The sequence below is a fragment of the Arthrobacter glycogeni genome (assembly GCF_054511155.1).
Genome location: NZ_JBTNDE010000016.1, coordinates 1 through 12,322, shown reverse-complemented (window position 1 = coordinate 12,322; position 12,322 = coordinate 1). Strand labels below are relative to the sequence as shown.

At 64.7% G+C, this 12,322-nt stretch carries 10 protein-coding genes and 1 pseudogene; 7 read left to right on the top strand and 4 right to left on the bottom strand.

Annotated elements, in window-relative coordinates; genetic code table 11:
• Positions 1–9: 9 nt before the first annotated feature.
• The 4 genes from ACX80O_RS11820 (at position 10) to ACX80O_RS11805 (ending at position 3,973) form a co-directional block, all read left to right on the top strand.
• Positions 10–318 (top strand): PadR family transcriptional regulator, encoded by a 309-nt coding sequence (locus ACX80O_RS11820; RefSeq protein WP_459308187.1) that lies wholly within the window; start codon positions 10–12, stop codon positions 316–318.
• Entirely contained in the window at positions 315–965 is a 651-nt protein-coding gene (locus ACX80O_RS11815; RefSeq protein WP_459333570.1) for a hypothetical protein, read from the top strand. The genes ACX80O_RS11820 and ACX80O_RS11815 overlap by 4 nt, the downstream gene beginning before the upstream one ends.
• Positions 966–1,048: 83 nt before the next feature.
• Complete coding sequence (locus ACX80O_RS11810; RefSeq protein ID WP_459333569.1) at positions 1,049–1,642, top strand: hypothetical protein; 594 nt, start codon at positions 1,049–1,051, stop codon at positions 1,640–1,642.
• A gap of 150 nt (positions 1,643–1,792) precedes the next feature.
• On the top strand, positions 1,793–3,973 hold the full coding sequence (locus ACX80O_RS11805) for a S9 family peptidase (protein ID WP_459333568.1): 2,181 nt from the start codon (positions 1,793–1,795) through the stop codon (positions 3,971–3,973).
• On the opposite strand, the gene ACX80O_RS11800 is transcribed toward ACX80O_RS11805, so the two are convergent.
• Both ACX80O_RS11800 and ACX80O_RS11795 read right to left on the bottom strand, forming a co-directional pair.
• Positions 3,910–4,995: a LacI family DNA-binding transcriptional regulator gene (locus ACX80O_RS11800; protein WP_459333567.1), complete on the bottom strand. Its 1,086-nt coding sequence runs from the start codon at positions 4,993–4,995 to the stop codon at positions 3,910–3,912. The two genes, ACX80O_RS11805 and ACX80O_RS11800, sit on opposite strands and share 64 nt — an antisense overlap.
• Positions 4,996–5,034: 39 nt before the next feature.
• Positions 5,035–5,463 (bottom strand): annotated as a pseudogene (locus tag ACX80O_RS11795) (family 1 glycosylhydrolase); the annotation flags it as partial.
• Between the two features lie 726 nt (positions 5,464–6,189).
• Here ACX80O_RS11795 and paaK point away from each other — a divergent pair.
• Entirely contained in the window at positions 6,190–7,527 is a 1,338-nt protein-coding gene (paaK, locus tag ACX80O_RS11790) for a phenylacetate--CoA ligase PaaK (protein WP_459333566.1), read from the top strand.
• The gene (locus ACX80O_RS11785) at positions 7,527–8,150 is read left to right on the top strand and encodes a TetR/AcrR family transcriptional regulator (RefSeq protein ID WP_459333565.1); all 624 of its coding nucleotides are present in this window, start codon (positions 7,527–7,529) and stop codon (positions 8,148–8,150) included. The genes paaK and ACX80O_RS11785 overlap by 1 nt, the downstream gene beginning before the upstream one ends.
• Before the next feature lie 40 nt (positions 8,151–8,190).
• Here the strand turns inward: ACX80O_RS11785 and paaZ are convergent, their stop codons facing one another.
• Entirely contained in the window at positions 8,191–10,275 is a 2,085-nt protein-coding gene (gene paaZ / locus ACX80O_RS11780) for a phenylacetic acid degradation bifunctional protein PaaZ (RefSeq protein ID WP_459308054.1), read from the bottom strand.
• Positions 10,276–10,452: 177 nt separating this feature from the next.
• Between paaZ and ACX80O_RS11775 the strand changes: the two genes are divergently transcribed.
• Complete coding sequence (locus tag ACX80O_RS11775; protein ID WP_459308185.1) at positions 10,453–10,803, top strand: PaaI family thioesterase; 351 nt, start codon at positions 10,453–10,455, stop codon at positions 10,801–10,803.
• Between the two features lie 66 nt (positions 10,804–10,869).
• On the opposite strand, the gene ACX80O_RS11770 is transcribed toward ACX80O_RS11775, so the two are convergent.
• A complete protein-coding gene (locus tag ACX80O_RS11770; RefSeq protein WP_459333564.1) occupies positions 10,870–11,625 on the bottom strand; it encodes a tyrosine-protein phosphatase in 756 nt (251 codons plus the stop codon).
• Positions 11,626–12,322: the final 697 nt, after the last annotated feature.

The following is a 12,322-nucleotide window of genomic DNA, read 5'->3' as shown; positions in this document are numbered from 1 at the left end:
AGCGAATGGATGCGCGGCGCGCTGGGTATGAGTGTTCTCAAGGTCCTCGCAGCCGGGCCGACCTATGGTTACGCGGTCGCCACCGCACTGGAGGAGGCTGGTTTTGGCTCCATCAAGGGCGGGACGCTGTATCCGCTGCTGACCCGGTTCGAGTCGGCGGGGTTCGTCACTACCGAATGGCGGGCCGGCGACGGCGGTCCTGGCCGCAAGTACTTCTCCCTCACTGACGCCGGCCGCACTGAACTGGCCCAGCAATCCGCCGACTGGCGCGTCTTCACCACCCGGACCCTGACCCACCTGAACGGAGCTATCCAATGAATGACACTCGAAAAAACCAGCAGTGGCTGACTGATTTCGTACTGGAGCTCTCGCACCGCGGGGTTGGTGGACGGGATATCGGCGATGCTAAGGCATCTGTCGAATCACATCTCGCCGATAGCGGAGAGTCGGCTGAGGAGGCGTTCGGCGACCCTGTTGCCTACGCGCAGGCGCTGGAATTCACGAGCACACCGGGCTTGCACTTCCCTCGGGTGCTGGTTCCTGCTCTTCTGGGCATCCTTGGATTAGTGATCTATTTCCCGGCCATTGCTGCTGCGGGTCGGGGTGAACCGGTGAGCTTCAGTGGCGTCGAGTTTTCGCTCTTCCTGGTTCTTGCGCTCACCATGCTCTTGATTGCGAAGAACATCTTCCGCCTAGTGAAGAGGTGGTGGGTGCTGCTGGCGATCTGGATGGCTGTCGTGGGCCTGGGAATCCTGGCCCCGATTTTACCTATGCTTCTGCGTCTACCCCAGTGGGAGGTCTCGTCTGCTGCTGCCGCTGCGCTGTCGGGAGCACTCATCATAGGCGCAGGATTCTGGGCCCGCGCATCGATCAAGAGCAACGAGGGCATCGTGAGACCTGCCAATGCGGGCGCACCCGAACAAGACACAGCTACCGACCGCGTGATGGTGTGGTTCCCTGCCTGATGGCCATCGGCGCAGCCGTCTTCACAGCAGGAACTTTCCTTGCCGCATAGCAAAAACACACGCCTACCCGATCGGAGACCCCAGTGAATGACACCAGCAGTGAGCACCAGAAGTGGCTCGAAGATTTCATCCTGGAACTACGATTCAGGGATGTTCCCGGCCACCTGATCGGCGACGCCGTGTCCACCGTCGAGGCCCACCTCAAGGACACCGGGGAACGGTCCGTCGACGCCTTCGGGCTACCCGGAGATTATGCGGAAAACCTCGACCTGCCCCGGCGGCGGCCCGATGGTCCGGGTGTCTGGATCGGCAGGACTCTCGCCGTCGCAGCGTTTACGGTCCTGCTCCCCTCCGTCACGGCAATAGTCACCGGGACCGATTTCACTGTGACGGTTCTGCTCCTCGCGCTGATCATCGTCACGGTCGCAGCCCTCGTAGTAGTTGCGGTGAACCTGGCGTCGATCATCAGGTCCTGGGCCGTGTGGCACAGCGGCCTGCTGGGAATGGGCATCGCCCTAGCCTATGCCGCGGTGATCGGCCTGACCCCGGATCTGGTCCTCCTTCGCCTCCCGGCCATCCCGGTAGCCGCCGCGGCGACGGTGGTGGTGACCGGATTCGTCTGGCGATCGGTCAAAAGCGCCGATCCGGTCATCGATCCAACGGTCCACACCGTCTGAGGGCCGCCTGAGTGCGCCCCGGGCGTGCAGGTCTGCCCAGGTACCGCCGCCGTCGTCGACCATAAACCGGCGTGTCGTACCCCGCCACACGGTCTGGGCCCTAGAACCCGGGAAAACCTGCACGCCCGAGTTGATGGCAGGATGGTTTCCATGACTGCAGAGACGCACTTCCCCGCCCCTCCCGTTGCCAAAAAGGTGCCGACGGAACGCACCCACCACTCGGATACCTTCGTTGACGAGTACGAGTGGCTACGGGAAAAGGAGAGCCCAGAGGTGGTCGCCCACCTCAAGGCCGAGAACGAATACACCGACGCCGTGACAGCTGGCCAGGAACAGCTCCGGCGGGACATTTTCGGCGAAATCAAGAACCGGACGCAGGAAACTGATCTGTCGGTACCCTCCCGCAAGAAGGGATGGTGGTACTACGCCCGCACCGAAGAGGGGAAGCAATACGCCATCAATTGCCGGGTAGCTGCCACTGATACAGGTGACCTCGCCAACGACTGGACGCCACCGGAGATTGTCCCCGGTAACCCCATCGAGGGCGAGCAGGTCATGCTGGACGGCAACGCGGAAGCCGAAGGCAAACCATTCTTCTCCGTCGGCGGCCTGGCCGTCACCGAAGACGGGAACCTGCTGGCCTACTGCGAGGACAACGCCGGCGACGAGCGATTCACCCTGCGGATCAAGGATCTGCGCACCGGCGACCGACTCCCCGACGTGGTGCCGAACATCTTCTACGGGCTGGCCTTCTCCCCCGACGGCACCCAGGTGTTCTACACGGTGGTGGACGATTCGTGGCGCCCCTACCAGGTCAGGTCGCACACCCTTGGCACCCCGGTGGAACAGGATGCGGTGGTGTATCAGGAGGACGATGTGGCCATGTGGACGGGCTTCGACCTGTCAGCCGACCGGTCGCAGCTGCTGATCGGCATCGGCTGCTCCGAGTACAGCGAGTACCGCGTGCTGGACCTGGCCAACCAGTCGGCTGGCCTGCTCACGCTGATTCCGCGCAGCGAGAAGGTCCTCTACGAGGCCGATCCGGTGACGATCGACGGCGAGCGCCACTACCTTCTGACCCACAACCGGAACGCCAAGAACTCGATGGTCAGCCTCGCCGCCGAGACCGAGGTCGGCAAACCCCTCCCCGACCAGCACTGGAACACCGTAGTGGAGCACGACGACGCCGTGCGGGTAAGCGGGGTCGCAGTCACGTCAACCCATGTGATCGTCTCGGTCCGCAAGGACACCATCGAGCGCGTTCAGGTGCTCCCGCTCGCCGGGCTCGGCACGGCCGGCCAGCCCGCACCCGCCGAACCGGCATTCGATGAGGAGCTCTTCACCTGCAACCTTGCCGACGCCGAGTTCGATTCGCCGATCATCAGGCTCTCCTACACTTCCTTCTTCACTCCCCCACGCGTCTACGACTACGTCCTCGACACCGGGAACCTGCTGCTGCGCAAGGAGACCGAGGTCCGCGGCGGCTACCGCTCGGCGGACTACACTGCCGAACGGCAGTGGGCCACGGCGGGCGACGGCACCCTGATCCCCCTGTCGGTCCTGCGGCGGACCGACCTCGCCGGGGACGGCGCAAACCCGGCACTGGTCTACGCCTACGGCAGTTACGAAATCAGCATGGACCCGGGCTTCTCAATCGCCCGGCTGTCGCTGCTGGATCGCGGTGTGGTCTTCGTGGTGGCGCATATCCGTGGGGGCGGCGAGATGGGCCGCACCTGGTACGAAGGCGGCAAGAAGCTCAACAAGAAGAACACGTTCACTGACTTCGTCGACGCGACCCGACATGTGGGGGCGTCCGCCTACGTTGACCCCCACCGGATCGCCGCAATGGGCGGATCCGCTGGCGGGCTGCTGATGGGTGCGATCACCAACCTCGCCCCCGATCTATACCAGGCGGTGGTAGCCCAGGTGCCGTTCGTCGACGCGCTGACCACCATCCTCGACCCCGAGCTACCCCTGTCTGCCCTTGAGTGGGAAGAATGGGGCAACCCGATCACCGACCCCGAGGTGTACCGATACATGAAGGAGTACACCCCGTACGAGAACATCAAGGCCACCCGGTATCCGCGGATTGCCGCGGTCACCAGCTTCAACGACACCCGGGTGCTGTATGTCGAGCCCGCAAAATGGGTGGCCAAGCTGCGCGATACGACCACCGGCAGCGAGCCGATCGTGTTGAAGACAGAGATGGACGGCGGCCATGGCGGTGCCAGTGGCCGGTACGAGCGGTGGAAGGACGTTGCCTGGGACTACGCTTTCGTCGCAGCGGCCCTCGGCGCCGAGGAGCTTCGCACGACCAGTTCCGCCGGGTAGACCACCGGGTCGGGGTGGGTGCCGGGAGCCTCAATCTCCTCCAGCAGCATGGTGCCGGCCTTGGTGGCCATCTCGGCCATGGGTTGGGTGACAATGCTCAGGGCCGGCGACGCCAGCGCCGAGATGCTGTGGTTGTCGTACCCGACCACTGCGACGTCGTCGGGAACCCGAAGCCCGCGGGCCTGCAGGACCTCCAGCACGCCGACAGCCATCAGGTCGGACGCGGCAAAGATCGCGTCGGTGTCGGGGGCGGCGTCGAGCAGCCGCAGGGTCGCCTCGGCTCCGCCCGCCGTGGTGAAGTCGGCGAACTCGACCGGGCTCGGCGCCGCCCCAGCACCGAGCAGTCCGTCCTGCCAGCCGCCAAGGCGGTCGACGGCGGCGGTCATGTCGGCGGGTCCAGCAATGGTGGCCGGCCGCTGGCTACCCGTTGCGAGCAGGTGCCGTGCAGCCAGGGTGCCGCCGCCATAGTTGTCGGTATCGACGTACGTCAGTCCGTGCCCGCTCTGCCAGGGCCTGCCGATAAAGATGATGGGCAGCCCGCTCTCGGCGAGCGGCCCCACCCATGTGTCCCCCTGGTGGTGCGAGACCACGATGGCCCCGTCCACATGCCCGCCCCGCAGGTAGCGGACCGTCCGCGCCGCATCGTCGCTCCTGGACATGAGCAGGACCAGCTGCACATCGGTTTCCCGCAGCGATTCGGTAACCCCGGTGATGATCATGGCGAAGAACGGGTCCATCATGACGCGCATGTCCGGTTCGGGGATTACCAGGGCAATCGACGAGGTGCGTCGGGTGACCAGCGATCGCGCGGCACGGTTGGGCGTGTAGGCGAGGGCGACGACGGCGGCGTCTACCGCCGCCTGGGCTTCCGGGCTCACCCGGCTGCCCCCGTTGATGGCGCGCGACGCCGTCGACCGGGACACGCCCGCTGCTGCCGCCAGGTCCTCCAGGGTGGGACTGTATTTCGCCTGCGGCAGGTGAGCGAGTCCGGGACGCCCGGCCCGTGGTTGCTGATCATTCATCACCTTGAGAATACGACACGATGACCTGCCAGTAGGGCCCTACCGGATGGCGGCCATCGCAGTGTCCCCCGGGCCACGCACCCCCACCGCGGCGCCCGGTCTTACCAGCGGGGCCTGGCCGGGGGCCGGCAGCGCGTTGGCCGCGGCGGCCCGGGCGTACCAGAGTGCGCTGGCCTTCGGGGTGCGCTGTTGGGTGTCGTAGTCCACCCGGACCAGACCGAAGCGCTGGTGGTAGCCCCAGGCCCATTCGAAGTTGTCCAGGAAGGACCAGGCAAGGTAGCCGCGGACGTCGGCGCCGTCGTCGATCGCTGCCCGCACTGCCCGGAGGTGACTGTCGAAATACGCGAGCCGGTCCTGGTCGTCGACGAACCCCGCCGCGTCAGGTACGTCGTCGTAGGCGGCGCCATTCTCGGTGATGTAGACGGGGATACCCGCCGGCCCAGTGTACTCGGCGTGCACCCGCACCAGGGGTGGAACCGGAACCGCAAGCTGACAGGGCAAGGGCCAGGCAGGCTGCGCTCGCTGAAAGCGCGGTAATTTTGGCTCGATTTTGCACGGGTGACTCCTTTGTCGGGTGATTGCCAATAAGTGTGAGAGCGCTCCCACGCTTTTGAGTTCATCCTGAAAAGGCTCGGCTTTTCCGTCAAGTGGGAGCGCTTCCATTGGCCGGAATTGAAACTGATCCGTCATCAAAACACCTAGTCAGCGAGCGCGACCTCGACCGCCGTTACGGAATCGTTATGTCGGGCTCCGCCAGTCGGGACTCTGTGATCGCCGGTCGAAGCTCAGCCGGGGCGTCATCGCTTGACACCGCACCGTCCGCCGGTATTACCTAAGTGAATTACCTAATGACCATTCGGTCACAAAAGACCGGACGGGTCTCTTAATTCTGTCAACAACCAGTGAGGCTCCCATGGCGGACACCGGCGTCCAACCCACGCATCCTATTCTCGAACAGGACCACGCCTCCCGCTGGCTTGGCATTGAGATTGTTGACGCCACGGCCGACCGGCGCTGCGTAGCGGGTCGCAGCGGTCTGTACGACATCTCCATCACGGCACAGAACGACCACTACTCCCGTGCGATTGCTGAATTCCGCGGCCGCTCACGCACCATCCCTAACCCGCGCCGCACCACCGCGAGCCCTGCCAGTCCCGACTGTCCCGACAGCCCAAGGTCAGAAAAGAGCCTCCCATGACCGGCACGGCACTCAAGGCCAGCGCCGCCGATCCCTCGACGCTCGACGCCGAGGAACTGATGAGCAGGGACCAGATCGAAGAGCTGCAACTAGCCCGGCTTCAGCACACCGTGCAGTATGCCTACGACAACGTCCGGCTGTACCGTGAGAAATTCGACACCGCGGGAGTGCACCCGTCCGATCTCAAGGACCTCAGCGACCTGTCATCGTTCCCCTACACCACCAAGGAGGACCTTCGGAGTACCTACCCGTTCGGAATGTTCGCCGTCCCCCAGGATCGAGTGGCGCGGATCCACGCGTCGTCGGGCACCACCGGGCGCCCGACTGTGGTCGGCTACACCGCCGGGGATTTGGACCGCTGGGCCACCCTGGTCGCCCGGTCGCTCAGGGCTTCGGGCGTCAAGAAGGGCGACAAAGTCCACAACGCGTACGGTTACGGCCTGTTCACCGGCGGCCTGGGCGCCCACTGCGGCGCCGAAAGACTCGGCTGCACAGTCATCCCTGTCTCGGGCGGGCAGACCGAACGCCAGGTCCAGCTCATCACGGACTTTGAACCCGATGCCATTCTAGCGACCCCCACCTACCTGCTCACCATCCTGGACGCGATGGCCGCAGCGGGCATCGACCCCTCCAGCACCTCGCTGAAAACTGCTGTCCTCGGCGCCGAACCGTGGACGGAAGAGATGCGCCACGAACTGGAAAACCGGATGGGGTTCGACGCCTGCGACATTTACGGCTTGTCCGAGGTAATGGGCCCGGGAGTCGCGGGTGAGTGCGTCGAGACCAAAGACGGCTCGCACATCTGGGAGGACCACTTCCGCCCCGAGATTATCGATCCGTTCACCGACAAGGTGCTCGACGACGGCGAACACGGCGAGTTGGTCTTCACCTCCCTCACCAAAGAGGCACTGCCAATCATCAGGTACCGGACCCACGACCTAACCCGGCTGCTACCCGGCACCGCCCGGCCAGGGATGCGCCGGATGGGTCGTATCACCGGGCGCAGCGACGACATGATCATCCTCCGTGGCGTCAACCTGTTCCCCACCCAGATTGAGGAAATCGCGTTGCGCATTCCTGCGCTCAGCCCGCACTTCCAGCTGGTACTCACCCGCCCGGAGGGCCAACGGATGGACGCAATGACCGTCAAGATTGAACCGCGGGAAGGTGTCTCAGCGCACGATGCCGAGACAGCCGCCAGCCAGCTCAGCGAACAGATCAAGATCCATATCGGTTCCAGCTGCGCGGTCACCGTAGCCGAGCCCGGTTCACTCGCCCGATCCAGTGGCAAACTTCGGCGCATTTACGATCTCCGGCCTAAGGCTGGCGCCTGATGTCAACAGCACTCCCGCAGGCCGCCAGCCGGCGCGGACGGCCCGGGTACGATCAGCAGGCTGTCCTCACCATCGCCGTCGACGTGTTCAACCGGCACGGCTACGAGGCCACTTCGATGGGCGTCCTCGCCGAGAACCTCGGAATCAGCAAGTCGGCGATCTACCATCATGTTCCCTCCAAGGGGGACCTTCTTCGCCTGGCCCTGGATCACGCCCTGGGCGGGTTGGAGGCCGTGCTAATCGATCCTGCAGCCACATCGGGCAAGGCGGACGCCCGGCTGGAATTCGTCCTCCGGGGCACGATCGCTGTCCTGATCGAGCGACTCCCCTTCGTAACACTTCTCCTGCGGTTGCGCGGGAACACGGAGATAGAGCGCGGCGCCCTGGAACGCCGACGTACCTTCGATCACCAGGTGGCAGCGTTAGTGGATGCGGCCCGGTCTGAGGGCTCCCTGCGGTCAGACCTTGACCCGCGAACCACCACCCGCCTGCTGTTCGGCACGATCAACTCGATCGTCGAATGGTACAAACCCGGCGGCGCTGTGTCACCCGAACAACTGGCCGACGATGTCATCAGCATGCTCTTCGACGGGCTCCACCGTGTCCAATCCCCGCTTGCCTGAACTTCGCGCCCCAGCCCGCCGAGACCCCCGCCGGAAGGGGTTACTTCTCGACGAGGGTGAGGACGTCGTAGGTGGCGACGATTTCATCGTCCTGGTTGAGTAGCACCGCGTCCCAGGCAACCTCGCCGTATTCTTCGTCCTCGCGCGGGGTAATACGCTTGGCCGTCAGGGTGACCCGGATCGAGTCACCGGCGGCGACCGGCGTGATGAACCGCAGATTCTCCAGCCCGTAGTTGGCCAGGACCGGCCCGGGAGCGGGATCGACGAACAGCCCGGCACCCCAGGACAGCAGCAGGTAGCCATGCGCCACGATGCCCGGGAAGAACGGGTTGGCGGTCGCGGCGTCCTCGTTGGTGTGAGCGTAGAACGTGTCTCCAGTGGTGTTGGCGAACGCGGTGATGTCTTCGAGGGTGACCTGCCGTAGGTCGGAGCGGACGGCGTCGCCAATGTGTAGCGTGGCGAGGTTCTTTCGGAATGGGTGGGTGGCGCCGAACCTTTGGTCGGCGCCAGCATGCCAGACCCCTGTGACCGCCGTGAGCATGTTCGGTGACCCCTGAATCGCTGTGCGCTGCATGTGGTGCAGCACGGACCGGATGCCGCCGAGTTCCTCGCCACCGCCGGCGCGGCCCGGTCCGCCGTGCACCAGGTGCGGTACCGGCGAGCCGTGGCCGGTGGAGCTGCGCGCATCCTCCCGGTTGAGCATCAGCACCCGGCCGTGGTGGGCGGCAATACCGAGGACCAGCTCGCGGGCGATAGTGGGGTCGTTGGTGCACACTGTCGCCACCAGGGACCCGGCGCCCAGGGCGGCGAGCCGCACGGCGTGCGCGGCGTCGTCGTACCCGATCACCGAGGCCACCGGGCCGAACGCCTCAACCGTGTGCAGTTCAATCGCCTCGGCGTTCTCCCAGGTCAGGAGCACCGGAGACATGAAGGCGCCGTCAACGGCGGTATCCACTGTGCCGTCTGCATGGGTGATGCGGGGCGCGTCGAGGGTGCCGTAGGCCAGCTCGCCGCCGGCGGCGAGCATGGTCTCGACGGCCGACCGGACGTCGCGAAGCTGCTCCAGCGACGCGAGGGCGCCCATGGTGACGTCCTCGGCGCGCGGATCGCCGAGGACGATGCGCGCCTCGATGCGATCCTTCGCCGCGGCGACGACGTCGGCCACCAGCGCCTTGGGCACGATCGTGCGGCGGATGCTCGTACACTTCTGCCCAGCCTTGACGGTAATTTCGGTGACGAGGGATTTGATGAAGGCGTCAAACTCGGGGGTGCCGGGAACGGCGTCCTCGCCGAGGATGGCGGCGTTGAGCGAGTCGGTTTCGGAGGTGAACCGGACGCCACCGTGCACCACGTTGTCGTGGGCTTTCAGCTTGTTGGCGGTCGACGCCGAGCCGGTGAACGACACCAGGTCCCGGTAGTCCAGGTAATCGAGCAGGTCCCGGGCCGACCCGGAGATCAGCTGCAGCGCACCCCGCGGAAGGATGTTGGACTCGATGATGAACTTCACGACGGCGGCGGTCAGGTACCCGGTGGGTGTTGCCGGTTTGACGATGGTCGGGACGCCCGCCAAAAGTGCCGGGGCCAGCTTCTCGAGCATGCCCCAAACCGGGAAGTTGAAGGCGTTGATCTGCACTGCAGCCCCAGGAATGCGGGTGTAGATGTGCTCGCCCAGGAATGTGCCGTCCTTCGACAAGGTTTCCGGCGGGCCATCCACCACCACGTTGGAGTTGGGCAGCTCCCGACGGCCTTTCGAACCGAAGGTGAAGAGCACCCCGATGCCGCCGTCGATGTCCACCATGGAATCGATTTTCGTTGCGCCGGTGCGGGCCGACAGCTCATACAGGGAGTTGCGCTGGTCGTTGAGGAACTGTGCCAGAGTTTTGAGCATCAGGGCGCGCTGATGGAAGGTGAACTTGCCGAGCGCACGCTGTCCGGTGGTGCGGGCGTAATCGACCACCTTGGCGACGTCGAGTCCCTCGGTGCTCACCACCGCAAGGGTCTCACCGGTACTTGCATCCCGGACCTCGGCGCTGTTGCTCCCGGTGAGGGACCCGGCGTCGGGGGTCCACCAGGCATCCTCAATGAAACTGGGGACCGTCTCCACGCGTACCGCTGTTGAAGTCATCGTCGACTTGCCTTTCACCTGTGAATGTCTACGGCGCCGACCGTCCGACAAAGATAACTGAACGGACGTTCGGTAATATATCCAGCGTACATTAACCGACATTTCCGTATCCCCCACAAGGAGCCCCCGGTGACCCACCAGCCATGGCAGATCCAGCTCGGCGAACTCGACGAGAAAATGGGCGTGAAAATCCTTGAGCAGTCGGTTCAGCGGGTTGTCGCCACCATGCCCGTGGAGGGGAACCGGCAGTCGTTTGGGCTGTTGCATGGCGGCGCATCACTTGCCGTCGGTGAGGCAGTCGGATCCTGGGCGGCAGTCATTCACGCCAGTACCCTGGGTAAAACGGCTGTCGGCGTCGATGTATCGGCCACCCATCACAAGTCCGCCCGCGAGGGGTTGGTCACCATCACTGCGATCCCCCTCCATCTGGGCGGTACCCTCACCACCCACGAGGTGGTGCTGACCAACGACGACGGCGCACGCCTCTGCAGTCTGCGGATCACCAATCTGCTCCTCGATCGCCGCTAACGAATCTTCGACACCCGGTGCGTGAGTCCTGCCCTCGCCATGGGCCGGGCCATTCGACCATGGGTCCTAGACGGTCAGCCGGACCCGTAATGCTGCCAGCTCCGCGGGGGTCAGACCTGCGTCCAGCAAATACTGCTCCGCGTCGAAGCCAGCCAGCATGTCGCGCAGGTGCGTAGTCGCCCCGTCGAGACGCTCCACCAGCTCATCCTCGGAGAGAGGTGTTTCTCTCGGGGTCTCCTGCGTCGAATGGAAGTCGTTGATCCCTCGCACCCCCAGCACATAGTCGGTCACGATTTCCTCGGCGGACGCCCCTGCCGCTGAGAGCATCACTGCCATCACCAGGCCGGTCCGGTCACGGCCCGCCGAGCAGTGAACCACCACGCCGCCGTTGGACGCATTGATCACTGCCTGCACGACGGCGGCGATCTTGCCTGGCCAGCGCCGCAGATTCTCCGGATAGTGCTCGGGTGAACTCAGGTACGGGCCAACCAGCTCCATGAATTCGGCGTCGGACTGATCCTCGGTGGGACAGTTGACGATCGTAAAGCGGCCCAGGGCGTCATCGGCGACGGCCGGGTCGCTAGCGCGCCGCCCGAATTCTCCGGGATTGCGGAGGTCGACGACGGTGCGGACGCCGTCGTCGTGGGCCTGCAGCCAGCCAGCAGCAGTAATCCACTCGTGGCGGCCCATCCGGTAGATCCGGCCCCGCTGAATGAGGCCGCCGACCCCGCCGAGGTCGCGGGCGTTGACGGCGCCCTCCCACCGGACAGAGCGGGTTTCGGCGGCTTGCTGAGCATCCGGATATCCCGGGCAGGAGGTCATGTCCACACCCTAGCAACTCCCTGCGGCCTGATAAGTTTCGGTATCGCCGCCACGGTCAACGGTTTGGGCGACTGCCCGCCCTCGGCGGCCGCCATTGAGCAGAAAAGTAAGCACCACGCGGTTCCAGCTGTGCCGGAACGGAAGAACGAGAGGAAGGCCACGGCGATCTAGGAAAAGGTGCGCGTGGGTCTGGTCTGGTCTGGTCTGGTCTGGTCTGGTCTGGTCTGGTCTGGTCTGGTCGCCCATGCTGGCTCCTCGGCTGTCAAATAGTCAGCGCGCTAAAACGGTGGACGCTGTGATGCGACTGGTTTTGCTTCCACTGATTCAGCTGTAAAGAGCATGTCTGGACCGACCCGCCATCACCTTCGCCGAACTCTTCGCCGAACCGTGAGCTCGCCGCTGGCGGGCATTTGAGTCGTCAGATCTGACGGTTCGGCGGGCGGATTGAGGGTTTTCGGTGACCGGTTTTCTGGTCTGAAAAATACTTCAAAAAGTTTTTCTGTGCACCTGGTTTAGGCCCTAATAATGTCAGTGCCCGATGATGGAATGGGGGTATGAAAAGCAGTACAGCTTCTTCTACCGGAAAGGGATTCGTTCCCGAATCCGGCGCGGATTCCGGCTCGACCGGCGGGCCCGCGAATACCGCCGCGGGGGCGCCCGGCAGGTCTTCAGGCGGGGCGTCTGGTGGGGCGTCTGG

What these genes read in the sequence shown, in the direction of transcription:
- ACX80O_RS11820 (WP_459308187.1), top strand. Translation starts at nt 10, where the DNA reads ATGCGCGGCGCGCTGGGTATGAGTGTTCTCAAGGTCCTCGCAGCCGGG.
- ACX80O_RS11815 (WP_459333570.1), top strand. Translation starts at nt 315, where the DNA reads ATGAATGACACTCGAAAAAACCAGCAGTGGCTGACTGATTTCGTACTG.
- ACX80O_RS11805 (WP_459333568.1), top strand. Translation starts at nt 1,793, where the DNA reads ATGACTGCAGAGACGCACTTCCCCGCCCCTCCCGTTGCCAAAAAGGTG.
- ACX80O_RS11800 (WP_459333567.1), bottom strand. Translation starts at nt 4,995, where the DNA reads ATGAATGATCAGCAACCACGGGCCGGGCGTCCCGGACTCGCTCACCTG.
- paaK (WP_459333566.1), top strand. Translation starts at nt 6,190, where the DNA reads ATGACCGGCACGGCACTCAAGGCCAGCGCCGCCGATCCCTCGACGCTC.
- ACX80O_RS11785 (WP_459333565.1), top strand. Translation starts at nt 7,527, where the DNA reads ATGTCAACAGCACTCCCGCAGGCCGCCAGCCGGCGCGGACGGCCCGGG.
- paaZ (WP_459308054.1), bottom strand. Translation starts at nt 10,275, where the DNA reads ATGACTTCAACAGCGGTACGCGTGGAGACGGTCCCCAGTTTCATTGAG.
- ACX80O_RS11775 (WP_459308185.1), top strand. Translation starts at nt 10,453, where the DNA reads ATGGGCGTGAAAATCCTTGAGCAGTCGGTTCAGCGGGTTGTCGCCACC.
- ACX80O_RS11770 (WP_459333564.1), bottom strand. Translation starts at nt 11,625, where the DNA reads ATGACCTCCTGCCCGGGATATCCGGATGCTCAGCAAGCCGCCGAAACC.